A 24471-nucleotide genomic window follows, 5' to 3' on the forward strand; every position below is an offset into this window, starting at 1 on the left:
CGGCCAAAGATAAAGGGATCGCCGCCTTTCAGCCGGACCACGCGTTTTCCTTTTTGCGCTTCACGCAGCAGGATCTGGTTGATCTCCTCCTGCGGGACGCAGTGGTAGCCAGAACGTTTGCCGACGAATACCCGGTCAGCGTCGCGACGCACCAGATTCATGATGTCGTCGGAAACCAGCCGGTCATAAACCACCACGTCGGCCTGCTGGATCTGCTGCAGGCCTTTGAGCGTGAGCAGCCCGGCGTCACCGGGACCGGCGCCAACCAGGACGACCTCGCCGCGATGCTCCAATGGCTCCGTCAGTAGCTGCTCGGTGGTATCCGCCACCGCCTGCCGATCGTCATTGGCCAGCGACTGCGCCAGCCGGTCGTTCACAAACAGCTTCTCCCAGAAGCGGCGACGTTCGCCCACGCTGGCAAACTGCTGCTTAACGCGCGCGCGCAGATGGCCGGCATAGCGGGCCAGCTGGCCGAGATGCAGGGGTAAGACTGACTCCAGCTTCTCGCGCAGCAGGCGCGCCAGTACCGGCGATGTCCCGCCCGAAGAGACGGCGACCATCAGCGGCGAGCGGTCAATGATGGATGGCATAATAAAGCTGGCCTGACGTGGGGCATCCACCACGTTACAGAAGATACGCCTCGCTTCGGCCGCATCGCTGACCTGCTGGTTCACCGTCTCATTATCGGTAGCGGCAATGGCCAGCCAGCAGGTGTCCAGCAGCGAGGGGATAAACTCCCCCTGCACCAGGGTTAGCATCTGTGAATCGGCCCACACCTGAAACTGCGGGGTGAAGTCGAGCGCATTGACCGTGACGTTCGCGCCGGCATCCAGTAGCAGGCGGGCCTTGCGTTCGGCGACATCCCCGCCGCCAACCAGTAAACAATCGCGCTGGCGCAACTGGCAGAATATGGGTAAGTGATCCACAGAATAACCTCATGAAAATAAGGGGTAGAAAATGCGTGGTCGTAGAATAGCAGCAAAGGTAATACAAAACATGCGACTTATCCCGCACTCATGCATTGTCGGTCAGAAGTGTTGCTTATGTCTCCCCCCGTAACCGGGGGGAGGAAGGGGACTTACGCTTTAAGCTGCACCTGGCCGTCTTTCACCCGGGCGTCGAAGCGGGCGATGGAGTGGCTGGCATCTTCCATGCACAGGCCGTCGCTCAGGCGGAAGCGCTGCTTTTTCAGCGGGCTGGCAACCCATAGCGTGCCGTCATGTTCGGCGATAATCCCGCGAGATAGCACGCTGGCGTTGAAGAACGGGTCAATGTTGCTGATGGCGAATACCCGCTCGTCATGGTAGGGACGGAAGACCGCCACCTGCTGCTGGCCGAGCAGCGCGCAGACGCCGGTGGCCGGCAGGATGTCGTTGATGCTGCAGATGTTTACCCACTGGCTCATGCTTTTTCCTCCACCAGAGTAACCGGGATACGCTCATACGGCGTGGCCGGGCGGTGCTGGTCACGTTCCGGCACCACCTGAACGTTCGGGTCGCGCTGGTCGCTGTTGATAAAGTGTTTGAAGCGGGTCTGCGCCGCCGGGTTGTTGACGGTTTCGGTCCACTCGCAGGCGAAGGCGGCGCGCAGGCGAGCCAGCTCCTCTTCCAGATGGTCGTTCAGGCCCAGCTTGTCATCGATGATGACGCTGCGCAGATAGTCGATGCCGCCTTCCATGTTGTCCAGCCACGGTGCGGTGCGGGTCAGCTTATCGGCGGTGCGGATGTAGAACATCATAAAGCGGTCGAGATACTTAATCAGCGTCTCGCGGTCGAGGTCCGCGGCCAGCAGATCGGCGTGGCGCGGCTTCATCCCGCCATTACCGCACACGTACAGGTTCCAGCCTTTCTCGGTGGCGATGATCCCGACGTCTTTGCCCTGGGCCTCCGCACATTCGCGGGTGCAGCCGGAGACGCCGAACTTCATTTTGTGCGGGGTGCGGATGCCTTTGTAGCGGTTTTCCAGTTCCACGCCGAAGCCGACGCTATCCCCGACGCCGTAGCGGCACCAGGTGCTACCGACGCAGGTTTTCGCCATTCGCAGCGCTTTGGCGTAGGCATGGCCGGTTTCGAAGCCTGCTTCAATCAGTTGCCGCCAGATCTCCGGCAGGTCGTCTTTCTGCGCGCCAAACAGGCCGATGCGCTGGGAGCCGGTGATCTTGGTGTACAGATTGAATTCGCGTGCAATACGGCCCACGGCGACCAGCCCTTCCGGTGTGATTTCGCCGCCAGCGGAGCGCGGGATCACCGAATAGGTGCCATCTTTCTGAATGTTGGCAAGGAAGTTGTCGTTGGTGTCCTGCAGCGGCGTGTGCTGCGGCTTGAGGATGTACTCATTCCAGCAGGAGGCCAGCAGGGAGCCGACGGTCGGCTTACAGATCTCGCAGCCATAACCCTGACCGTGTTTTTCCAGCAGTTCGTCGAAGGTTTTAATGCCTTCCACGCGGATCAGATGGAACAGCTCCTGGCGGGAGTAAGCGAAGTGTTCGCACAGGTTATTGTTCACTTCGATGCCCTGTTTCGCCAGCTCGGCGTTGAGCACCTGCGTCACCAACGGAATACAGCCCCCGCAGCCGGTACCGGCTTTGGTTTCCGCTTTCAGCGCCGCTACGGTGTGGCAGCCTTTGTTGATGGCGGCGATCAGGTCGCCTTTGCTGACGTCAAAGCAGGAACAAATCTGCGCGCTGTCCGGCAGTTTATCGACGCCGATCGACGGCTTGCCGCTGCCGGCGTGGGCCTGGAGGATCAGCGAATCCGGATTTTCCGGCAACTCAATAGCGTTGAGCACCAGCTGCAGCAGGTTGCCGTAATCGCTGGTGTCGCCGACCAGTACCGCGCCGAGCAGGGTCTTGTTGTCTTCGCTGACGATAAGACGTTTGTAGACTTCTTTGCTTTCGTCGAGATAAACGTAGCTGCGGGCGCCCGGCGTACGGCCGTGGGCATCGCCGATCCCGCCCACGTCCACACCCAGCAGCTTCAGCTTGGCGCTCAGGTCGGCGCCGGTGAAGCTGTTTTCACTGCCGAGGAGATGGTCGACGGTCACCTGGGCCATTTTGTAGCCCGGAGCGACCAGACCATACACGCGGTTGTTCCAGCTGGCGCATTCCCCGATCGCGTAGATGTCCGGGTCGGAAGTCTGGCAACTATCGTTGACCATGATGCCGCCGCGCTGGGCGACTGCCAGCCCGCACTGGGTGGCCAGCTTATCGCGCGGGCGGATCCCGGTTGAGAAGACGATGAAATCGACCTGCAGCTCGCTACCGTCGGCGAAGTGCATGGTTTTACGCGCCTCAGTGCCCTGCTGGACGATCTCTTTGGTATTTTTACTGGTGTGAACTTTCACGCCCATGCTTTCAATTTTGCGCCGCAGCTGCTCGCCGCCCATCTGGTCGAGCTGCTCGGCCATCAGCATCGGCGCGAACTCGATCACGTGGGTTTCCACGCCGAGGTTTTTCAGCGCGCCTGCGGCTTCCAGGCCAAGGAGGCCGCCGCCGACCACCGCGCCGCGTTTGCTGCGACGGGCGCAGGATTCAATCGCGTTAAGATCTTCAATGGTGCGATAAACGAAGCAATCCTGAGTTTCCGCGCCTTTAATCGGCGGGATCCAGGGGTATGAGCCGGTCGCCATAATCAGCTTGTCGTAGAACACGGTGCGCCCGGCGCTGGAGTGGATCACCTTCTCCTGGCGGTTAATGGTGATCGCCCGTTCGCCGACCAGCACCTTGACGCCGTGTTTCTCATAGAAACCTTCGCGCACCAGCGACAGCTCTTCTGCGGTATGGTGGGAGAAATAAGACGACAGGTGGACACGGTCGTAGGCGATACGCGGTTCTTCACAGAACACGGTAATGTCGAACTGTCCGGCAGGCGCCTTATCGAGAAGCTCTTCGATAAAGCGATGGCCAACCATGCCGTTACCGATGATAGCGATTCTGACTTTGCTCATTTTTGCCTCGATTTCTTTTCTATTACCGCCTACCTTAACGATTCAGCCATCAGGCTTATTGATGCAAATCAATGACAACTTCACCTACCACTTAATGGGTATATGATTGATTTGTCAGTATTTTTATAAGTTATGGAAAACGCTGGCTTTTCCTTTTTGCTGATTTTGTGTACAAGAATTGGATGAGCCGCGATTGGGGTTGGGCAGAAAACTAGCCATATTGAATGGAGAAGGTGATATGACAGCAGCGCCGCTTTGGTTAATTCAGAACGTACGCCTGGCAGACCGCGACGGCCTGTGGCAGATAGCGATTGATAAGGGCCGCTTTGGCGAGATCACGCCGATGGGCGAGGCGAGCGACGAAAGCTACGAAGTGTTGAACGCTCGCGGTGGGCTGGCGATCCCGCCTTTTATTGAGCCGCATATCCACCTGGATACCACCCAGACGGCCGGCGAGCCGCACTGGAACCAGTCCGGCACCCTGTTCGAGGGGATTGAGCGCTGGGCGGAGCGAAAAGCGCTGCTCAGCCATGAGGACGTCAAAGCCCGGGCGTGGAAAACCCTGAAGTGGCAGATCGCCAATGGCGTGCAGTTTGTCCGCACTCATGTCGACGTCTCCGATCCCACGTTAACAGCGCTGAAGGCGATGCTGGAGGTCAAACGGGAGGTAGCGCCATGGGTCGAGTTGCAGATTGTCGCTTTTCCGCAGGAAGGGATCCTCTCTTACCCCAACGGCGAGGCGCTGCTGGAGGAGGCCCTCAAGCTGGGAGCGGACGTCGTTGGGGCCATCCCGCATTTTGAGTTCACCCGTGAATATGGTGTGGAGTCGCTGCATATCGCCTTCCGGCTGGCGCAGAAATATGACCGCCCGCTGGATATTCACTGCGATGAAATTGACGATGAACAGTCGCGCTTTGTCGAAACCGTTGCCGCGCTGGCGTTAAAGGCGGGGATAGGGGCGCGGGTGACGGCCAGCCATACCACCGCCATGCACTCCTATAATGGCGCTTATACCTCGCGCCTGTTTCGCCTGCTTAAGCTCTCTGGTATCAACTTTGTCGCCAATCCGCTGGTGAATATTCATCTGCAGGGCCGGTTTGATGACTACCCGAAGCGACGGGGGATTACCCGAGTGAAGGAACTCATGGCGGCGGGGATCAACGTGTGCTTTGGTCATGATGACGTCTTTGACCCATGGTACCCGCTGGGGACCGGCAATATGCTGCAGGTCCTGCATATGGGGCTGCACGTCTGCCAACTGATGGGCTACCAGCAGATCAACGACGGCCTGAAGCTTATCACCGACAACAGCGCCCGCACGTTTGGCCTGGAGGATTACGGCATTGTCAGCGGCAACCCGGCTAACCTGATCATTCTCCCGGCGGAGAATGGCTTTGAGGCCGTCCGCTGCCAGGTGCCTGTGCGCTGGTCAATTCGCCAGGGAAGGGTGATCGCGACCACCCAGCTGGCGCAAACCTGGATCCAGACCGACCGCGGTGGCGAGGAGCTCTCTTTTATGAGGAACAGCCCCCTTGCGGACGCAAAGGGGCCGAAGGCTTAGTGAGACGCCGCCTGAGCGTTGTTCTGGCGGTGACGGGAGACGAAGCCGAGGATAAAGCACATCACGAACACCACGGCGTAGAGGCCGTTAGCGGTGTGCAGCGCTGCCAGTGGACCGCTGGCAGCCACAATCGGGCCGGTGACGACGAAAGTGAGCATGGTGCCGATGGTGCCGCAGGTGAGGATAAAGTTCACCAGCTTCGGCGAAGCGACCCGCGTCTGTTGCGAGCCGAGCGTAATGATCGAGGTGTAGATGGCGCTGGAGAAGAAGCCCAGAGTCAGAATAAACCACGGCATGTGCTCTGGCGAACCATTGATAAACAGGTACATCAGCACCGTCGCGAGCCCGGCGAGGACGGTTAAGATACGCTGCAGGTCGAAGAAGCGCAGGATGAAGCTGAATGACCACATGCCGATCATGTAGGACATCCAGAAATCGCTCACCAGTTTACCGGCATCCCCGAGGCTCATGCCCAGGCTCTTCGCATATTCCGGTACCCAGGAGATAAAGCCCAGCTGACCGAGGATGTAGCACAGCGCCGCAACGGAGAGGAACAGCACGCCGATGCCCCACTTCTCTTTCACTACCGGCTGGCTGTTTTCGCTCTGCGCTTTTTTGCCCAGCACCGGGAAATCACAGCCAAAAGTCAGGACGAAAATGGCGACATACACCAGACCGATACTGGCGTAAACCCAGTACCACTCGATGCTGCGCGCCAGCAGGACGGCGGCGACCATCGGGAAAATCATTCCCGCCATACTAAAGAAGGAGTCGGTAAACAGCAGACGCGCCCCGCGCTGACGGCCTTCATACATATGGGTGATCAGGAAGGTCCCGATCGACATGGTGATCCCGCTCACCAGGCCGAGAACAAACATCGATGCGGAGAACAGCGCCAGGCTGTGGCTGAGCATCAGGCCGGCCACCGCCAGCACCATCAAAATAAAGCCAAAGCGCAGCTGAGTTTTCAGCGGCACGATTTCCATCAGCCAGGCATTGAGGAAGATGGAGATCAGAATACCGGCGTTCAGAAAGGTAAAGGTGTTGCTCATACTGGAAACGGGCAGATGGAAATAATCCGCAATGTTACCCATCACCATCCCGGTGACGATCACCAACGCGCCGGTCAGGGCGTAGGAGAAGAAGCTGATCCATGTGAGCTTAATACGGTTGCTGTTAGTCATGACTGGCCTGTGAATAGAAAGGTAAAGCGCGTTGACGCTGCGCCGGGCGGACAGATTTTATTCGTTCAGGTGATGTAATCAAATGTTTATTGTGAAAGTGGTTATCTTTTGCATAGTTTAATGTGACTTTCATCACACTTTATCCGTCGCACAGGATAACGTTTGCGCGGTTACAATTATTACAGCTAAGTAAAATTTGGTAAAAGGCTGGCCCAGGATGCAAAGGCTCTTTAGAATCAAGGCACTCGCTTTTATTCTGCTCCGTTAAGGAATTTCCATGCTCAAATCAACACTGGCGGCGATGGCTGCCGTTTTCGCCATTTCAGCTTTCTCCCCGGCCATGGCGGCAAAGGGCGATCCGCATGTGCTGCTGACCACCTCGGCAGGTAATATTGAGCTTGAGTTAAACAGCCAGAAAGCCCCGATTTCCGTGGATAACTTCCTGAAGTACGTCAACAGTGGCTTCTACAACAACACCACCTTCCACCGCGTGATCCCGGGATTCATGGTGCAGGGCGGCGGCTTTAACGAGCAGATGCAGCAGAAACAGCCTAACCCGCCGATCAAGAATGAAGCAGACAACGGCCTGCGCAACACCCGCGGGACCATCGCGATGGCGCGTACCGCCGATCAGGATAGCGCCACCAGCCAGTTCTTCATCAATGTGGCGGATAACGCCTTCCTTGACCATGGTCAGCGCGACTTTGGCTATGCGGTGTTTGGCAAGGTAGTGAAAGGTATGGACGTTGCGGATAAGATCTCCCAGGTCCAGACCCATAACGTCGGCCCGTACCAGAATGTGCCGACCAAACCAGTCGTTATCCTCTCTGCGAAAGTGCTGCCCTAATCCTTCCACGGCGCGGTGTGCTATCGCCGCGTCCGGTCGCCTCCCGGCATAACCTGAAATTGCTGCTTATACTTGTGGCACATAGGGGACGATAAGGGGGGCGACGATGCGTCCACTCACCGAAAAGCAAAAATCCCGACTCTGGGAACAGACACGCAATACCAATTTTCAGGCCAGTCGTCGCCTTGAAGGTGTGACGGTGCCGCTGGTTACGCTGACTGCCGAGGAGGCGCTGGCGCGTCTGGCGACGCTGCGGAGGGAGTATGAGCGATAAATTTGGTGATGAACGCGATCCTTACCTCTACCCGACGCTGAACGTCCTGCGCAACCGCCTCGGCATCCGTCAGTCTAAAAATCTGCAACAGGCCGCCTTTGAGATGACGGCGCTGCGGGCGGCAACCTTGCCGCTGGGCCCGCGCGTGCGCGGCTTACCCTATCTGTGCGCGATTCATCATCAGCTGTACCAGGACCTGTTTGACTGGGCGGGGCGGTTGCGCGAAGTGAACCTCTACCTGGGCGATACGCCGTTCTGCCATTTTGCCCGGATCGAGGAGGAGGGGAACGCCCTGATGCAGGCCCTTGAGCAGGAGGATTACCTTAGCGGCCTGCCGCGCGATACCTTTATCGAACGCCTGAGCTGGTTCTATGGTGAAATTAATGTGCTGCACCCTTTTCGTCTTGGCAATGGCCTGACCCAGCGCATTTTCTTTGAACAGCTGGCGATACATGCCGGCTACCTTCTTGACTGGCGTGACGTCGACCCTGCCGGCTGGAACGCGGCCTGCCAGCAGAGCGCGATGGGCGATCCGGCTCCGCTGGTGGCGATCTTTCGCAAAGTGGTAAGCGAAGCGCGGGAATCTGAGTAGAATAGCCCGGTTTTGATTGTTCCGGAGCCACTATGATCCTGCTTATCGATAACTATGACTCTTTCACCTGGAATCTGTATCAGTACTTCTGTGAATTGGGTGCGGAAGTACTGGTCAGGCGCAACGATGCGTTGACGCTGGAGGAGATAGCGGCGCTGGCGCCGGAGAAGATCGTGATCTCGCCTGGCCCCTGTACGCCGAATGAGGCGGGGATTTCCCTCGCGATTATCCGCCACTATGCGGGGAAAACGCCGCTACTGGGCGTCTGTCTCGGGCACCAGGCGATAGCCCAGGCGTTTGGCGCGACCATCGTACGGGCGGCACAGGTGATGCATGGTAAAACCTCGCTTATCGAGCATAACGGCGAAGGGGTGTTTCAGGGGCTGAATAATCCTCTGACGGTGACCCGTTATCACTCGCTGGTTATTGACCCGCCGACGCTCCCGCCCGAGTTTATCGTCACCGCCCGCAGCGCCAGCGCTGAGATTATGGGGATCCGCCACCGCGACTGGGATCTTGAGGGCGTGCAGTTTCATCCGGAAAGCATCCTCAGCGAGCAGGGCCATCAATTGCTGGAAAACTTTCTGAAGCGGTGATTTTCAGTTGCCATTGACTGATTTTTTATGCATATTTTGTGATTATATTTTCATGATTATATCTGCATAACGAAGAGGGATGGGCAAGACATGGCAACTGAACAACCGGCAATTACCCGCGCCACATTCGATGAAGTTATTTTGCCGATTTATGCACCAGCAGAATTCATCCCTGTGAAAGGGAAAGGCAGCCGCGTCTGGGATCAGCAGGGCAAAGAGTATGTCGATTTCGCTGGCGGCATTGCGGTGACGGCGCTCGGTCATTGCCACCCGGCGCTGGTGGCGGCGCTCCACGAGCAGGGCGAAACGCTGTGGCACACCAGCAACGTCTTTACCAATGAGCCAGCGCTGCGTCTGGGACGTAAACTTGTCGATGCCACCTTCGCCGAGCGCGTGGTGTTTATGAACTCCGGGACTGAAGCCAATGAAACGGCCTTCAAGCTGGCGCGTCACTATGCGGTGACCCGCCATAGCCCGTATAAAACCAAAATCATTGCCTTCCATAATGCCTTCCATGGCCGCTCCCTGTTTACCGTTTCCGTCGGCGGGCAACCGAAGTACTCCGATGGTTTCGGCCCGAAACCGGCGGACATTGTCCATGTTCCCTTCAACGACCTGCAGGCGGTAAAAGCGGTGATGGATGACCACACCTGCGCGGTGGTGGTGGAGCCGATTCAGGGCGAAGGCGGCGTGACGGCAGCGACGCCGGCCTTCCTGCAGGGGCTCCGTGAGCTGTGCGATCAGCACCAGGCGCTGTTAGTCTTTGATGAAGTGCAGTGCGGCATGGGGCGTACCGGATCGCTGTTCGCCTATATGCACTACGGTGTGACTCCGGATATTTTGACCAGCGCCAAGGCGCTCGGCGGCGGCTTCCCGGTCAGCGCCATGCTGACCACCCATGAGATCGCCAGTGCCTTCCATGCGGGATCCCATGGCTCAACCTATGGCGGCAACCCACTGGCCTGCGCGGTCGCCAACGCCGCCTTCGACCTGATCAATACCCCGGCGGTGCTGGATGGCGTGAGCGCGAAGCGCGAACTGTTCGTCAAACACTTGCAGCAGCTGGATGCTGAATTTGATCTGTTCAGTGATATTCGCGGGATGGGCCTGCTGATTGGCGCCGAACTCAAGCCGCAGCACAAGGGCCGCGCGCGCGATTTCCTCTATGCCGCTGCGCAAGCCGGCGTCATGGTGCTCAACGCCGGGCCGGACGTGATGCGTTTTGTTCCCTCGCTGATCATCGAAGAGCAGGATATTGCCGAGGGGATGGCGCGCTTTGCCCTGGCAGTGGCAAAGGTGATTAACGGCTGATTTTCCGCAGCCAGATGCCATGATGCGGCCGCTGACGCCATGCCACTGACGAAATGGTATGCATGGTGTTCAGATGGCCCAGAATGCGTTGCAGGTGTTGCTCCAGGGTGCTTAACGGACCGTTCGGCACCTCTGTTTCCGGCGACTCCAGAATATTGGCATCCCCTGCGCTGCCGGGACCATCGCTGTCCAGCCGCTGCTGGCAGCGCTGCAGGGCAATCTCACAGGATTCGAGATAGCGCTGGGCAAGATCCGGGGTCAGCATCGTGTGCTCCCGGGCGAGGGTGGTCATAGCGTTGATGTGTTCGACGATAAACTGGCTGTGCGTCACCCACAGCTTCATATCTTCCAGATAGTGGGTATTAAACCCGGGCTCCTGCATCGCCTGATTCAGGGAGTTGTAGAGCGCGTTATGCGCCTGGTTGACGCGCATGCGTTGGTAGGCCAGCGCGGGGGCTTTCGGGTCGGCGCTGAGGATCAGGCGAATCGCCTGCTGGTCGGCCTCCAGCGCATCGTGGGCGTTTTTTTTCAGCAGGCCGCTCTGCCACTGCGGCCAGAGCCAGACCATCCCGCCGAAGGCGATCAGGCAGCCGATAAGCGTGTCGATAAGCCGGGCGACAATAAACTGTTCGCCGTTGAGCGTCAGCAGTTGCAGGGTATACACCGCCGTCACCGTAAAGCCTACCATCGCCCAGCCATAGTGTTTACGGATGATCAGATAGCTGAGCAGGGTAATCAGCAGCATCCCGCTCAGGGTATAGCTCTCCGGAACGTGAAAGTGCAAGGTTAGCCCGGCGATGACCAGACCGGCGAGCGTTCCCGCCGCCCGGTGAACAATTCGCACCCGCGTGGCGCCGTAGCCGTTTTGCGTGACGAAGAGCACCGTCATCAGGATCCAGTAGGGCTTCGGCAAATGCAGGGCGTTGCCCATCAGGCTGGCGACGCTCAGCATCACGCTGATGCGGGCGGCATTGCGCAGTGCGGGTGATTTCAGCGACAGATAATTCTTTAGCGCGGGAAACAGCGGTAAACGACGCTCTTTGTCGGCCATCAGATCCCGGGCATACAGGGGGCGCTGGGTATGCAGCACCCGGGCGATACGGCTAAAGTGCCAGGCGCAGAACTGACCGACCGGGTTGTCCGGATGCTGGCGGGCGATCTTTTCCAGAGCCTCAATCTGTTTATCCATCTGAAAGCGCTGCGGAAAGCGATGATAGAGAATATCATCCGCCAGCACGCGCAGGCGGGCAGCGACGGTTTGCGCATTCCAGCGGATCACCGCTTCGGCATGGCTGCGTTCCACCAGCTTTTGCACCTCTTCTGGCTGATGCAGGCTAACCGAAATATGTTCCTGTAGATCCAGCCCAACCTGGAACGCCCGCAGCAGACGCTTGTGATCGTTGCGTTGGTTGGCGGCCAGCATATGCATCTGCTGATAGCACTGGGTAATCAGGTCGACTACCTTCTGCTGGCGGGTGAGCAGCGGCGGCAGGGCGGTCGACGGATCGGTATGCTGGGTCAACAGACTGTATTTGGCTTCACAATAGTCAGCCAGTTCCCGGTAAAGCAGGCTGAGCGACTCCCGCAGCGGCTGTTCGCGCCACAGCCAGAACCAGAGCCAGTTAAACACGCCGTACCACAGCGTACCGAAAGCGTAGATCAGCAGTGGTTCCCAGATGGGCATATTGCCCGCCAGGCTCAGGGTAAAGATAGCGGCGATCAGCGACGCGGGCAGCAGGCGAGCGTGCAGCGAACTGATCTCCGCGGTGACGCCGAGCAATAGCGCCAGACCGCTGAGAATAAGCGGCAAAGGAATGTCCTGGGCGAGCAGCAACTGCACGACCAGACTGCATCCGGCAAACAAACAGCCGCCGATAATCAGGCGTTTGAAAAAGCGCTTATGCGGGGTATCAAGACCGGCAATGTTGCAGCAGGCGGGCACTAAGGAAAACAACAGCCCCTGCTGGAGATGGCCGAGCAGAAGACCGATGGCCACAGGCAGACACAGCACCAGCGTTTGCCGCAGTGCATAGTTGACTTCCGGGTGGTAAATCAGCCTGCGCCACATGAGGGAAAAACAAGAACGGCGTACTGCAGGAGCAATACGCCGCTTAGCAACTTAACGGGTGCCGTAGACGACGATAGTTTTACCGTGTGCGGAAATCAGGTTCTGATCTTCCAGCATTTTCAAAATACGGCCAACTGTTTCACGAGAGCAGCCGACGATCTGACCAATTTCCTGACGGGTAATTTTAATTTGCATACCGTCCGGGTGGGTCATGGCATCGGGTTGCTTCGCCAGGTTCAGCAGCGTCTGGGCGATACGGCCCGTCACGTCGAGGAAGGCGAGGTTGCCCACTTTCTCAGACGTGACCTGCAGACGGCGAGCCATTTGCGAAGAGAGACGCATCAGAATGTCCGGGTTAACCTGGATCAGCTGACGGAATTTCTTATAAGAGATTTCGGCCACTTCACATGCGGTTTTCGCCCGTACCCAGGCGCTACGCTCCTGACCCTCTTCAAACAGGCCTAATTCACCGATGAAATCGCCCTGGTTGAGGTAGGAGAGGATCATCTCTTTACCTTCTTCATCCTTGATGAGTACAGCCACGGAGCCTTTAACGATGTAGTACAGCGTTTCTGCTTTTTCACCCTGGTGGATCAGCGTGCTCTTTGATGGGTACTTATGAATGTGGCAATGAGACAAGAACCATTCAAGGGTAGGGTCTGTTTGCGGTTTGCCAAGCACCATGCGCGGTTATCCTCTGTTATAAGCTATCTCCGGGCGCCGACACTACACGGCGTCCGGGCATGCAATCGTATTGTTTCCCTATACCTGGGAAGCTGGCTGATGATTTTTCGACAGCCCGTAATGTGAACTCCTCTGCATACATGCAGTACATCAATGTAATACTGTAGCATCCAGACTGTTTTAGCATAGCTTTCGCCGCATGTCTCCTGGTGTCTCGCTTCAGCATGACGCAGGTCGCCTTCCGTTGCGAGAATTGTTATGTGCGCGTAATCTGACAGGAAAATTGCGATACTGGAGTTAAATTTTATGCAAGCGCGTGTGAAATGGGTTGAAGGGTTAACCTTTATCGGGGAGTCCGCGTCAGGACACCAGATTCTGATGGATGGCAACTCCGGGGATAAGGCACCCAGCCCGATGGAGATGGTGCTGATGGCGGCGGGCGGTTGCAGTGCGATCGATGTCGTCTCCATTCTGCAAAAAGGTCGCCATGAGGTGACCAACTGTGAAGTGAAGCTGACGTCTGAGCGCCGCGAAGAGGCACCGCGTCTGTTTACGCATATTAATCTGCACTTTATCGTCACCGGTAAGGCGCTGAAAGATGCCGCGGTCTCCCGTGCGGTGGATCTGTCGGCAGAGAAATACTGCTCGGTGGCACTGATGCTGGAAAAAGCGGTGAAGATCACCCACTCCTATGAAGTGATCGAGGCGTAGTCTTCACCTGCCATAGTGAAGCATCTCAACCCCGGCCTGGCCGGGGTTTTTTCTGTTAGCCGATCTTGCGGCCTTCCATCAGGCGCTCGACCAGCGGCGTCATGATAAGCTCCATCGCCAGCCCCATTTTACCGCCCGGCACCACCAGCGTGTTCATGTGCGAGATAAACGACCCCTGCAGCATCGCCAGCAGCCAGGGAAAGTCGATATTCTGCAGGTTACGGAAATGGATCACCACAAAGCTCTCGTCCAGCGAGGGAATAGTTTTCGCAGCAAACGGGTTGGAAGTGTCCACCGTCGGCACGCGCTGAAAGTTGATATGGGTGCGGGAAAACTGTGGGGTGATGAAATTGATGTAGTCTTCCATCGAGCGGACGACCGAGTCCATCACCGCCTCCCGGGAGTGGCCGCGTTCGCTGGTGTCGCGAACGAGCTTCTGGATCCACTCGAGGTTAACGATAGGCACTACGCCGACCAGCAGGTCGACATGGCTGGCGACATCATGATGCGGCGTGACAACCCCGCCGTGCAGCCCTTCATAGAACAGTACATCTGTCGGCTCCGGCAGCGGCTGCCAGGGGGTGAAGGTCCCCGGTACCTGATTCCACGGCACGGCTTCGTCATAGGTGTGCAGGTATTTCCGCGACTGGCCTTTTCCGTGGCGGCCATAGTCGACAAAGGTCTGTTCCAGCAGGCCGAAGTCATTCGCCTCCGGGCCAAAGTAGCTGATATGTTTGCCCTGATCCCGCGCCTTGCGGATCGCCATGTCCATTTCCGGGCGGGTATAGCGATGAAAGCTGTCGCCTTCTACCTCCGCGGCGTGCAGGTTTAGCTGTGCGAAGATTTTGCGAAAGGCAAGGCTGGTGGTGGTAGTGCCCGCGCCGCTGGAGCCCGTGACGGCGATCACCGGATGTTTGGCAGACATAACAACTCCCTGGTTAAACGATGTAGTGGCGTCGCCTTAGCCGTTAAACAGGCCGCGCGGCATAATATTGACCGTCTCATGCAGTTCAGACCACACGAGGACCGCCTCTCCGCGTTTCAGCTGCTGTTTAACATCGGCGACTTTATCGGCAAGTGAACGTTCATATTCACCATAATCGGTGCCTTCACGTAACACAAAGCTTTCAATCAGGTTATCCAGCGTTTCGGGATCCAGATCCTGCCAGGGAATAATCATACGGGGACCTCCAGCCAACGGTTTAGCCAGTCCGGGATGCGTCGTTCCAGCCACATCTCCGGCTTACGCAGGGTGCCGCCGACGAAACCAACGTGACCGCCTTGCTCGGTTAATTGATACTCAACGTTCGCCGGCAGTTGCTCCTGCGGTGGTATGGAGTGGTGATCCATAAATGGATCGTCTTTCGCGTGAATGATGAGCGTCGGCTTAGTGATATCGCTGAGCCGCGGCATGGCGCTGCATTGCCGGTAATAATCCAGCGCATCGGCGAAGCCATGGATTTTGGCGGTGATCATATCGTCAAATTCCCGGATGCGGCGCATCCCTTTGAGCTGGCGTAAATCGACAGGCAGTGAGCCCGGATACGCTTTCAGCTTGCGTGAGGCATTGGCTTTTAACAGATTGAGCAGATAGCGCTGATAAACCCGCGAGAAGCCCTTATCCATATGATAGCTGCAGGCTTCGAGCATGAAAGGCGCGGAGACGATCACCGCCGCATCCAGCGGGCAGCGGTCGCCTTCTTCTGCCAGCAGGCAGCCCAGCATATTGCCGCCCAGTGAATAGCCGACGGCCGCAGTCGGCGCGGGGCCAAACTCTCGCTGTAGCCAGTGCAGAAACCAGGTGCCATCTTCCGTTTCGCCGGAGTGATAGATGCGGTGATTGCGGTTAGGTTCGCCGCTGCAGCCGCGGAAATGCATAACCACGCCCAGCCAGCCGCGCTGCATCGCCGCGTGGATCAGACCATGGGCATATGGGCTGTGCAGGCTTCCTTCCAGACCATGAAAGACGACAAGGCGCGGCTTATGGCGCGCCTGATGCGGATCTTCGCTCCAGGCCAGATCGACAAAATCGCCGTCCGGCAGCTCTAGGCGCTGCCAGTGCGGGGTAAAGCGCAATTTACGGCGGATCAGCCGCGGCAGCATGGTTTGCAGATGACGATTGCCCACGCCGCGCATCGGATGGAACTCACGCGAATCGTTTTCGGGGGGCGTCATGTCTGTGGGGATGATTTCAACCATAGCACCAGAACAATTAATAAACGTGATGATGACTATACCGCGCAGGGCGCACAGGGGTTAGCCAATATGTGGTCTTGTGACCAGTGACTCGAGGTTACAGCAAAAACAAATCATTGATGTCACTGATGGCAGGCCATGGAGAGGGCAGAAACCCACCCTGCCAGCGGCATCGTACGTGCAGGCAGGATGAGGAAGTCATATTAGCCTTCCTGAAGCATCTGCTCCAGCTGCTCCTGGGCCTCCAGCCAGGCCATTTCGCACTCCTCCAGCCCGGACTTCGCACTGGCCTGCTGCTGCAGGCATTCGGTCAGCTCGGCTTTGCGTGAGGCGTCATAAAGCTCACTGTCGCCAAGTTTTTCTTCCGCACTGGCCAACTGCGCGTTGAGCTTGTCCATCTCTTTTTCCAGACGGGCGATCTCTTTGCGCAGCGGTTGGGTCTGGCTGCGCAGTTCCGCTTCCCGACGCTTCTGGTCCTTGCGTGCCTGCGCGCTGTTGCCGCTCTCTTTTGGCGCCTCGCCGCTCTGGGATTCCTGTTTTTGCGAGTCGCTGAGCCACTGCTGATAATCTTCCAGATCGCCGTCGAACGGCTCAACTTTACCGTCATGGACGAGGTACAGATCGTCGGTGGTGGAGCGGATCAGGTGACGATCGTGCGACACGACAACCAGCGCCCCCTCAAAGTCGATCAGCGCTTCGGTTAAGGCCTGACGCATATCGAGGTCAAGGTGGTTGGTCGGTTCATCGAGCAGCAGCAGGTTAGGGCGCTGCCAGACGATCAGGGCCAGTACCAGACGCGCTTTTTCTCCACCGGAGAAGCGGCGGGTCTCTTCGCTGACTTTATCGCCCTGGAAACCAAAGCCGCCCAGATAATCACGCAGCTTTTGTTCCAGCTCCTGTGGCGCCAGGCGCGCCAGATGCTGTATCGGTGATTCATCGGCACGCAGGAACTCAAGCTGATGCTGGGCGAAGTAGCCGAGTTTGATACCTTTTGCGAGGCCGATCTCGCCGCTCACCGGCTGGAGTTCGCCCGCCAGCAGCTTAATCAGCGTCGACTTCCCGGCGCCGTTGCGGCCCAGCAGGCCGATGCGCGAGCCCGGCACCAGATTGAGCTTGATGGAGTCGAGGATAATACGCTCGCCGTAACCGGCGCTGACTTTCTCCATCTTTAGCAGCGGGTTAGGCAGACTCTCCGGCTGGCGGAAGCTGAAGTGGAACGGGTTATCCACGTGCGCCGGGGCGATAAGCTCCATCCGCTCCAGCATTTTGATACGGCTTTGCGCCTGCTTGGCCTTGGTGGCTTTGGCGCGGAAGCGATCGATATAGCTTTGCAGATGCGCAACGCGTTGCTGTTGGCTTTCGTACATCGCCTGCTGCTGAGAAAGTCGGGTAGCGCGCTGCACTTCGAACGAGCTGTAGTTACCGGTGTACTCAAACATCGTCTGCTGTTCGATATGGATAATTTTGTCGACGATAGGATCGAGAAAATCGCGATCGTGTGAGATCAGGATCAGCGTACCCGTGTAACCCTTAAGCCATTTTTCGAGCCAGATGACGGCATCGAGGTCGAGGTGGTTAGTCGGTTCATCGAGCAGCAGCAGATCAGAACGGCAAATCAGCGCCTGGGCGAGGTTAAGGCGCATACGCCAGCCGCCGGAAAAATCGCTGACCGGCCGCTCCAGCTGTTCGTTGCTGAATCCCAGACCGTGCAGCAGGCTGGCAGCGCGCGAACGGATAGTCCAGGCGTCGATGGCGTCCAGCTTGCCGTGGACCGTGGCGATGGCATGGCCGTCGTTGCGCTCATTAGCCTGCTGGAGCGCGGCTTCCAGCTGGCGGTATTCTCGATCGCCATCAATAACATAATCGATAGCCGGCTGAGGCAGCGCCGGGGTTTCCTGATTCACCCATGCCAGCTGCCAGCTGCCTGGAAAGGTCATACTGCCGCCGTCAGCGCTTATCTCGTTTTTCAAAAGCGATAGCAGCGTCGATTTCCCGCAGCCGTTTTTCCCCACCAGTCCGACCTTCTGACCTGGGTTGATGGTAGCGGTGGCGTTGTCCAGCAGGACGCGTACGCCGCGACGAATTTGTAACGAGGAGAAAACAATCATAAGGCGCCGTATGTTCAGACTATGTTAATTTGTCATTATGATAATGTAGTGTGGAAGCGAATCGCTTCACCGGGCCGCCATGGTAGCCCAAAACGAAGACGATACACAAAGTCATTCTGGCGGTGTCAGAACGCCGGGGCTGCGCAGGCCGCCAGAAGACCTACGGGAGGGGAATGATGTCTCAGACAGCGAAAGTGTTGCTGCTGTATGCCCACCCAGAATCTCATGATTCCGTGGCCAACCGGGTTTTATTAGAGCCGGCCTTACAGTTGCCGAACGTCACCGTGCACGATCTTTACGCGCACTATCCGGATTTTTTTATCGATATCGCTCATGAACAGGACCTGCTGCGCCAGCATGAGGTGATTGTTTTCCAGCATCCTTTATATACCTGGAGCTGTCCGGCGCTGCTCAAGGAGTGGCTGGATCGTGTGTTGAGCCGCGGCTTCGCCAGCGGTGCCGGAGGGAACGAGCTGGCGGGAAAGTACTGGCGTAGTGTGATCACCACCGGCGAACCTGAGAGCGCCTACCGTCGCGATGCCAATCGCTATCCGATGAACGAAATTTTACGTCCTTTTGAACTGACCGCCGGCATGTGCCGTATGCACTGGATGAGTCCCATTATTGTCTACTGGGCCCGGCGGCAACAGCCAGAGGAGCTGCGTAGCCGCGCCCGGGCCTACCGGGACTGGCTGGCCAACCCCATCGCCGCCGGAGGTATACATGGCGGGATCTGATTTGCTGCTGGCGGGCGTTCTGTTTTTGTTCGCCGCCGTTATTGCCGTCCCTCTGGCCTCAAGACTGGGTATTGGCGCGGTGCTGGGCTATCTGCTGGCCGGGATTGCGATTGGTCCGTGGGGACTTGGGTTTATCAGCGATGTGGATGAGATTCTCCATTTCTCTGAGCTCGGCGTAGTGTTTCTGATGTTTATCATCGGCCTGGAGCTTAATCCGGCCAAGTTATGGCGGCTGCGGAGCTCCATCTTCGGCGTTGGCGCGGCGCAGGTGATGCTCAGCGCGGCGATCCTCGGCGGTCTGCTGATGACGACCGGGTTTTCATGGCAGGCGGCGGTGGTCGGCGGGATCGGCCTGGCGATGTCTTCCACCGCCATGGCGCTGCAGCTGATGCGTGAGAAGGGAATGAGCCGTAGTGAGTCGGGGCAATTAGGCTTTTCGGTGCTGCTGTTTCAGGATCTGGCAGTGATCCCGGCGCTGGCGCTGGTGCCCCTGCTGGCCGGTTCAGCGGAGGAGCATGTTAACTGGCTGACGGTCGGCATGAAGGTCCTGGCCTTTGCCGGGATGCTGATTGGCGGACGTTATCTGCTGCGGCCGGTGTTCCGCTTTATCGCCAGCTCGGGGGTCAGGGAAGTGTTTACTGCCGCCACGCTGCTGCTGGTTCTTGGGTCTGCGCTGTTTATGGAGGCGCTGGGGCTGTCGATGGCGCTGGGTACCTTTATTGCCGGCGTGCTGCTGGCGGAAAGCGAGTATCGCCACGAACTGGAAATCGCTATCGATCCGTTCAAGGGGCTGCTGCTCGGGCTGTTCTTTATCTCCGTCGGCATGGCGTTGAACCTTGGCGTGCTGTACACCCATCTGCTGTGGGTGGCGGTGAGCGTGGCGGTGCTGGTGGCGGTAAAAATGCTGGTGCTCTATCTCCTGGCCCGCCTCTATGGCCTGCGAAGTTCAGAGCGGATGCAGTTCGCGGGCGTATTAAGCCAGGGCGGCGAGTTCGCCTTTGTCCTCTTTTCGTTGCCCGCCTCTCAGCGGTTGTTCCAGCATGACCAGATGGCGCTGCTGTTGGTGGCGGTGACGTTGTCGATGATGACGACGCCGCTGCTGATGAAGGGGATCGATAGGCTATTGTCGCGACGGCTGAATCCAGCGGACGATACCGATGAGGCGCCGTGGGTGGAGGATGACAAGCCGCAGGTGATTATTGTCGGGTTTGGTCGCTTTGGTCAGGTCATCGGCCGCCTGCTGATGGCCAATAAGATGCGTATTACGGTGCTGGAGCGGGACATCAGCGCGGTGAATCTGATGCGCAACTATGGCTATAAAGTCTATTTTGGCGATGCCACCCAGCTGGAGCTGCTGCGCTCGGCAGGTGCGGAAGAGGCGCAGTCGATCGTCATCACCTGTAATGAGCCGGAAGACACCATGCGGCTGGTGGAAATGTGTCAACAACACTTTCCACATCTGCATATTCTGGCCCGCGCACGCGGCCGCGTTGAGGCGCATGAGCTGCTGCAGGCCGGCGTGACGCAGTTTTCTCGTGAAACCTTCTCCAGCGCGCTGGAGCTGGGGCGGAAAGCGCTTATCACCCTGGGCATGCATCCTCACCAGGCGCAGCGCGCGCAGCTGCACTTCCGACGGCTCGATATGCGAATGCTGCGTGAGTTAATGCCGGTGCATACTGATACGGTACAGATATCTCGCGTGCGGGAAGCCCGACGCGAACTGGAAGAGATTTTTCAGCGTGAAATGCAGAAAGAAAGCCGGCAGCTGGACGGCTGGGACGAGTTTGAATAAAGGTAAATCATATGGCAGTACGTAAACGTTTTATTGCCGGGGCTAAATGTCCGGCGTGCCAGGCGCAGGATTCGCTGGCGATGTGGCGTGAGAATAATGTTGATGTCGTTGAATGCGTTAAGTGTGGTCACCAAATGCGTGAGGCGGATAAAGAGGCCCGCGAGCATGTACGCAAAGAGGAGCAGGTGATTGGCATTTTTCATCCCGACTAGCGTTATCCGTCGGCTTTTTTTAAGCTAGAGGGTACACGGCTGCAGAATTCCGCTACAATCTGCGCCACTATTCTTCCCATCTCAGGAGATATCATGAAAGTAGCAAAAGACCTGGTGGTCAGCCTGGCCTATCAGGTACGTACAGAAGACGGTGTGTTGGTTGATGAGTCTCCGGTAAGCGCGCCGCTGGATTACCTGCATGGTCACGGCTCCCTGATTTCCGGCCTGGAAAACGCGCTGGATGGCCACGAAGTGGGCGACAAATTTGACGTAGCTGTCGGCGCTAACGACGCTTACGGCCAGTATGACGAAAACCTGGTGCAGCGTGTACCGAAAGACGTCTTTATGGGCGTTGATGAACTGCAGGTTGGCATGCGCTTCCTGGCGGAGACCGATCAGGGTCCAGTACCGGTAGAAATCACTGAAGTTGAAGACGACCACGTTGTGGTTGATGGCAACCACATGCTGGCTGGCCAGAACCTGAAGTTCAATGTGGAAGTTGTCGCTATCCGTGAAGCAACGGCTGAAGAGCTGGAGCATGGTCACGTGCATGGCGCTCATGGCCACGATCACGATCATGACCACGGTCATGACGGTTGCTGCGGCGGCCACGGCCACGATCATGGTCACGACCATGAACACGGCAAAGGTGGTTGCGGTAACGGTGGTTGCGGTTGCCACTAATGGCGTCGCGTTCGCGCGGATAGCCAAAAAAAGCGGGGAAACCCGCTTTTTTTACGTCTCAATAATGCGGCGGCGGCGTCTCTTCTGCCTGAGAGGCGATATGGGACGGTTGGGTCGCCTTCAGTTTCTCGATCATCAGACGCATATGCTCCCGCATCTTCGCCATCTCTATCTCGTGGGCGGTCACGGTTTTATTGAGGTCTTCGATGGTGATTTCCTGAAACGCCAGCCGGCTTTCCAGCTCTGCAAGGCGCGTTTCTAATGTGCTATCGTGCATGGGTAACCTCTTTAGTCTGATCCTGCGAGCGGATTCTACTTAAGTTTCTCTTTTCGCGCAGCATCGCTGCGTCTGACAGGAAACTTATTCATACAAAAATAGTCCTAAAAGAGGCGATATTCAGGAACGTCCGTATGTAGATTTTAACGGCAACGTTCTATAGTACGTTTTTTGCTTTTTACGATAACCCTGGGGTGAGAGGCCCCGGCCCTGGAGAAATGGATGAAATCACTGTTTAAAGTAACGCTGCTGGCGACCACAATGGCCGTCGCCCTGAATGCACCGCTGACCTTTGCTGCAGATACGGCGGCGAAGGCAGCCCCAGCGGCTGAGAGTAAATCGGCATTTAAAAATGACGATCAGAAATCCGCCTATGCGCTGGGCGCGTCCCTGGGGCGTTACATGGAAAATTCCCTGAAAGAACAAGAAAAGCTGGGCATCAAGCTGGACAAAGCCCAGCTGATCGCCGGCGTACAGGACGCGTTTGCCGACAAGAGCAAGCTGTCCGACCAGGAGATCGAACAGACTCTGCAGGCCTTTGAAACGCGCGTGAAGACCGCGGCTCAGCAGAAAATGGAAAAAGACGCAACTGAGAACGAAGCCAAAGGCAAAACCTTCCGCGATAGCTTTGCTAAAGAGAAGGGCGTGAAAACCTCGAAAACTGGCCTGCTGTATAAAGTCGAGAAAGAAGGCACTGGTGATGCGCCGAAAGACAGCGACACTGTGGTCGTTAACTACAAAGGCACCCTGATCGATGGTAAAGAGTTTGATAACTCTTATACCCGTGGTGAGCCGCTCTCTTTCCGCCTGGACGGCGTGATCCCGGGCTGGACGGAAGGCCTGAAGAACATCAAGAAAGGCGGTAAAATCAAGCTGGTCATTCCACCGGATCTGGCGTACGGCAAAACCGGCGTTCCGGGGATCCCGGCCAACTCTACGCTGGTCTTTGACGTAGAACTGCTGGATATCAAACCGGCGCCGAAGGCAGATGCACAGCCGGAAGCCGCTGGCGAAGCGAAAGCCGCAGACGCGAACGCTGACGCTAAGAAGTAATCGAGTTCAGGCCGCCGTCTCGTCAGAGGCGGCGGCTTTTTTATTGAGCGCAGATATAATTAAAACTGGAAAGATCCTCAGGCGCTGTATTACTTTAGATAGCTTAATAATGATGATGAGCCTGCCCTGACAATAACGACAGGCTCCTGAAAAGGAGTGCTTTTTTTCATGTCCAGGTCGCTTTTAACCAACGAAACCAGCGAGCTTGACCTGCTGGATCAACGTCCCTTTGACCAGACCGATTTCGATATTCTTAAATCTTATGAAGCGGTGGTGGACGGGTTGGCGATGCTCATCGGTTCGCACTGTGAAATCGTGCTGCATTCTTTGCAGGATCTTAAATGCTCTGCCATTCGTATCGCCAATGGTGAACATACCGGCCGCCAAATCGGTTCACCGATTACCGATCTTGCGCTGCGCATGCTGCACGATATGACTGGCGCCGATAGCAGCGTTTCCAAATGCTACTTCACCCGCGCCAAAAGCGGCGTACTGATGAAGTCGGTGACGATTGCCATTCGCAACCGCGATCATCGGGTGATTGGTCTGCTGTGCATCAACATGAATCTGGATGTTCCGTTTTCCCAGATCATGAGCACCTTTATTCCGCCAGAAACGCCGGAGGTCAACTCACCGGTGAACTTTGCTTCCTCGGTTGACGATCTGGTCGCGCAGACGCTGGAATTCACCATTGAAGAGGTGAATGCCGATCGCAGCGTGTCTAATAATGCGAAAAACCGCCAAATCGTGCTGAATCTCTATGAAAAAGGGATCTTCGATATCAAAGACGCCATTAACCAGGTGGCCGATCGTCTGAACATCTCCAAGCACACCGTCTACCTCTATATCCGCCAGTTCAAGAGCGGCGATTTCCAGGGGCTGGATAAGTAATGCGTTTTGCCATTACGGTGACTGGCCCTGCCTATGGGACGCAGCAGGCAAGCAGCGCCTGGCAGTTTGCCCAGGCCGTTTTGCAGGAAGGTCATGAACTGGCATGTGTTTTTTTCTATCGCGAAGGCGTACTCAACGCTAATCAGCTGACGGCGCCCGCCAGCGATGAGTTCGATCTGGTGCGCGCATGGCAGTCACTGCACGATGAACAAGGTGTGGCATTGCACATCTGTGTGGCGGCTGCCTTACGTCGAGGCGTAACGGACGAACGTGAAGCGCAACAGCTCGCGCTGGCCAGCCACAATTTGCAGCCGGGTTTCACGCTTAGCGGGCTCGGTGCGCTGGCGGAAGCCGCGCTCACTTGCGATCGGATGGTACAGTTCTGATGAAACGTGTAGCTTTTGTTTTTTCCTCCGCGCCGCACGGTAGCGCCGCCGGCAGGGAAGGCCTCGATGCGTTACTCGCCACCTCCGCGCTTACCGACGAGATTGGCGTATTTTTTGTCGGCGACGGCGTTTTTCAACTGCTGCCCGATCAACGGCCGGGTGCAGTGCTGGCTCGCGACTACATAGCCACCTTTAAACTGCTGTCACTGTATGACATCGATCAGTGCTGGCTGTGTGCCGACTCCGCGCGGGAGCGCGGTCTGGACCCCGCTACTCCGTGGGCGGTGGATGTCGAATGCCTGGCGCCGGATACCCTGCGCGCCCGTCTGCATGAATTTGATGTGATTTTGCGTTTCTGAGGT

General features: G+C 57.3%; 26 protein-coding genes. 15 read left to right on the forward strand and 11 right to left on the reverse strand.

Annotated features, from left to right (window positions below; translation table 11 throughout):
• The 3 genes from cysG to nirB form a co-directional block, all read right to left on the reverse strand.
• On the reverse strand, positions 1 to 926 hold a 926-nt coding region (gene cysG / locus CWM53_RS29925), incomplete at its 3' end, for a siroheme synthase CysG (RefSeq protein WP_100750911.1).
• A 152-nt stretch (positions 927 to 1078) separates the two neighbouring features.
• Positions 1079 to 1405, reverse strand: a complete 327-nt coding sequence (gene nirD / locus CWM53_RS29930) for a nitrite reductase small subunit NirD (RefSeq protein WP_074387068.1) — start codon at positions 1403 to 1405, stop codon at positions 1079 to 1081.
• Complete coding sequence (gene nirB / locus CWM53_RS29935; RefSeq protein WP_100729736.1) at positions 1402 to 3945, reverse strand: nitrite reductase large subunit NirB; 2544 nt, start codon at positions 3943 to 3945, stop codon at positions 1402 to 1404. The genes nirD and nirB overlap by 4 nt, the downstream gene beginning before the upstream one ends.
• Positions 3946 to 4183: 238 nt before the next feature.
• Here nirB and CWM53_RS29940 point away from each other — a divergent pair, with 238 nt between their 5' ends.
• Complete coding sequence (locus tag CWM53_RS29940) at positions 4184 to 5506, forward strand: cytosine deaminase (protein WP_061153117.1); 1323 nt, start codon at positions 4184 to 4186, stop codon at positions 5504 to 5506.
• On the opposite strand, the gene tsgA is transcribed toward CWM53_RS29940, so the two are convergent.
• Positions 5503 to 6690 carry an MFS transporter TsgA gene (gene tsgA, locus CWM53_RS29945; RefSeq protein WP_061153118.1) on the reverse strand — a complete coding sequence of 396 codons (1188 nt, stop codon included), beginning with the start codon at positions 6688 to 6690 and terminating at the stop codon, positions 5503 to 5505. The two genes, CWM53_RS29940 and tsgA, sit on opposite strands and share 4 nt — an antisense overlap.
• Before the next feature lie 277 nt (positions 6691 to 6967).
• On the opposite strand from tsgA, the gene ppiA reads away from it, so the two are divergent.
• The 5 genes from ppiA (at position 6968) to argD (ending at position 10310) form a co-directional block, all read left to right on the forward strand.
• Positions 6968 to 7537: a peptidylprolyl isomerase A gene (gene ppiA / locus CWM53_RS29950; protein ID WP_002920238.1), complete on the forward strand. Its 570-nt coding sequence runs from the start codon at positions 6968 to 6970 to the stop codon at positions 7535 to 7537.
• A gap of 106 nt (positions 7538 to 7643) precedes the next feature.
• The gene (locus CWM53_RS29955) at positions 7644 to 7811 is read left to right on the forward strand and encodes a YhfG family protein (protein WP_012540423.1); all 168 of its coding nucleotides are present in this window, start codon (positions 7644 to 7646) and stop codon (positions 7809 to 7811) included.
• On the forward strand, positions 7801 to 8403 hold the full coding sequence (locus CWM53_RS29960) for a putative adenosine monophosphate-protein transferase Fic (protein ID WP_074387070.1): 603 nt from the start codon (positions 7801 to 7803) through the stop codon (positions 8401 to 8403). The genes CWM53_RS29955 and CWM53_RS29960 overlap by 11 nt, the downstream gene beginning before the upstream one ends.
• Before the next feature lie 32 nt (positions 8404 to 8435).
• A complete protein-coding gene (gene pabA / locus CWM53_RS29965; protein WP_074387071.1) occupies positions 8436 to 8999 on the forward strand; it encodes an aminodeoxychorismate synthase component 2 in 564 nt (187 codons plus the stop codon).
• Between the two features lie 90 nt (positions 9000 to 9089).
• The gene (gene argD, locus CWM53_RS29970) at positions 9090 to 10310 is read left to right on the forward strand and encodes a bifunctional acetylornithine/succinyldiaminopimelate transaminase (RefSeq protein ID WP_100729737.1); all 1221 of its coding nucleotides are present in this window, start codon (positions 9090 to 9092) and stop codon (positions 10308 to 10310) included.
• On the opposite strand, the gene CWM53_RS29975 is transcribed toward argD, so the two are convergent.
• On the reverse strand, positions 10300 to 12378 hold the full coding sequence (locus CWM53_RS29975) for a YccS/YhfK family putative transporter (RefSeq protein WP_100631044.1): 2079 nt from the start codon (positions 12376 to 12378) through the stop codon (positions 10300 to 10302). The genes argD and CWM53_RS29975 overlap by 11 nt on opposite strands.
• A gap of 51 nt (positions 12379 to 12429) precedes the next feature.
• Positions 12430 to 13062, reverse strand: coding sequence for a cAMP-activated global transcriptional regulator CRP (gene crp / locus CWM53_RS29980; RefSeq protein ID WP_000242758.1), 633 nt, complete (start codon positions 13060 to 13062; stop codon positions 12430 to 12432).
• Positions 13063 to 13368: 306 nt separating this feature from the next.
• Here crp and CWM53_RS29990 point away from each other — a divergent pair, with 306 nt between their 5' ends.
• Positions 13369 to 13773: an OsmC family protein gene (locus CWM53_RS29990; RefSeq protein WP_004202200.1), complete on the forward strand. Its 405-nt coding sequence runs from the start codon at positions 13369 to 13371 to the stop codon at positions 13771 to 13773.
• A 55-nt stretch (positions 13774 to 13828) separates the two neighbouring features.
• Here CWM53_RS29990 and CWM53_RS29995 read toward each other — a convergent pair whose 3' ends face one another.
• The 4 genes from CWM53_RS29995 to CWM53_RS30010 form a co-directional block, all read right to left on the reverse strand.
• Positions 13829 to 14698, reverse strand: a complete 870-nt coding sequence (locus CWM53_RS29995; RefSeq protein ID WP_061153123.1) for a phosphoribulokinase — start codon at positions 14696 to 14698, stop codon at positions 13829 to 13831.
• 36 nt (positions 14699 to 14734) lie between these two features.
• The gene (locus tag CWM53_RS30000) at positions 14735 to 14953 is read right to left on the reverse strand and encodes a YheU family protein (RefSeq protein WP_100729738.1); all 219 of its coding nucleotides are present in this window, start codon (positions 14951 to 14953) and stop codon (positions 14735 to 14737) included.
• Positions 14950 to 15948 (reverse strand): hydrolase, encoded by a 999-nt coding sequence (locus CWM53_RS30005; RefSeq protein ID WP_072096663.1) that lies wholly within the window; start codon positions 15946 to 15948, stop codon positions 14950 to 14952. The genes CWM53_RS30000 and CWM53_RS30005 overlap by 4 nt, the downstream gene beginning before the upstream one ends.
• A gap of 224 nt (positions 15949 to 16172) precedes the next feature.
• Positions 16173 to 18077 (reverse strand): ABC transporter ATP-binding protein, encoded by a 1905-nt coding sequence (locus CWM53_RS30010; RefSeq protein WP_074387075.1) that lies wholly within the window; start codon positions 18075 to 18077, stop codon positions 16173 to 16175.
• Between the two features lie 173 nt (positions 18078 to 18250).
• On the opposite strand from CWM53_RS30010, the gene kefG reads away from it, so the two are divergent.
• The 4 genes from kefG to slyD all read left to right on the forward strand — a co-directional run bounded on the left by kefG (position 18251) and on the right by slyD (position 21502).
• Positions 18251 to 18814: a glutathione-regulated potassium-efflux system ancillary protein KefG gene (gene kefG / locus CWM53_RS30020; RefSeq protein ID WP_074387076.1), complete on the forward strand. Its 564-nt coding sequence runs from the start codon at positions 18251 to 18253 to the stop codon at positions 18812 to 18814.
• Entirely contained in the window at positions 18801 to 20606 is a 1806-nt protein-coding gene (kefB, locus tag CWM53_RS30025; RefSeq protein WP_100631045.1) for a glutathione-regulated potassium-efflux system protein KefB, read from the forward strand. Before kefG ends, kefB begins: the two co-directional genes overlap by 14 nt.
• An 11-nt stretch (positions 20607 to 20617) precedes the next feature.
• Positions 20618 to 20818: a YheV family putative zinc ribbon protein gene (locus CWM53_RS30030; RefSeq protein ID WP_002920143.1), complete on the forward strand. Its 201-nt coding sequence runs from the start codon at positions 20618 to 20620 to the stop codon at positions 20816 to 20818.
• A gap of 93 nt (positions 20819 to 20911) precedes the next feature.
• Positions 20912 to 21502, forward strand: coding sequence for a peptidylprolyl isomerase (slyD, locus tag CWM53_RS30035; protein WP_008807039.1), 591 nt, complete (start codon positions 20912 to 20914; stop codon positions 21500 to 21502).
• 58 nt (positions 21503 to 21560) lie between these two features.
• On the opposite strand, the gene CWM53_RS30040 is transcribed toward slyD, so the two are convergent.
• Positions 21561 to 21779, reverse strand: coding sequence for a protein SlyX (locus CWM53_RS30040; RefSeq protein ID WP_002920136.1), 219 nt, complete (start codon positions 21777 to 21779; stop codon positions 21561 to 21563).
• A 222-nt stretch (positions 21780 to 22001) separates the two neighbouring features.
• Between CWM53_RS30040 and fkpA the strand changes: the two genes are divergently transcribed.
• The 4 genes from fkpA to tusC all read left to right on the forward strand — a co-directional run bounded on the left by fkpA (position 22002) and on the right by tusC (position 24468).
• Positions 22002 to 22832, forward strand: coding sequence for an FKBP-type peptidyl-prolyl cis-trans isomerase (gene fkpA / locus CWM53_RS30045; RefSeq protein ID WP_008807040.1), 831 nt, complete (start codon positions 22002 to 22004; stop codon positions 22830 to 22832).
• Positions 22833 to 23000: 168 nt separating this feature from the next.
• On the forward strand, positions 23001 to 23723 hold the full coding sequence (locus CWM53_RS30055) for a transcriptional regulator (protein ID WP_002920130.1): 723 nt from the start codon (positions 23001 to 23003) through the stop codon (positions 23721 to 23723).
• Positions 23723 to 24109, forward strand: coding sequence for a sulfurtransferase complex subunit TusD (gene tusD / locus CWM53_RS30060; RefSeq protein WP_074387078.1), 387 nt, complete (start codon positions 23723 to 23725; stop codon positions 24107 to 24109). The genes CWM53_RS30055 and tusD overlap by 1 nt, the downstream gene beginning before the upstream one ends.
• The gene (gene tusC / locus CWM53_RS30065; protein ID WP_074387079.1) at positions 24109 to 24468 is read left to right on the forward strand and encodes a sulfurtransferase complex subunit TusC; all 360 of its coding nucleotides are present in this window, start codon (positions 24109 to 24111) and stop codon (positions 24466 to 24468) included. Before tusD ends, tusC begins: the two co-directional genes overlap by 1 nt.
• Positions 24469 to 24471 lie beyond the last annotated feature (3 nt).

The sequence above is a fragment of the Klebsiella sp. A-Nf5 genome, assembly GCF_002810545.1.
Taxonomy (GTDB): domain Bacteria; phylum Pseudomonadota; class Gammaproteobacteria; order Enterobacterales; family Enterobacteriaceae; genus Klebsiella; species Klebsiella variicola.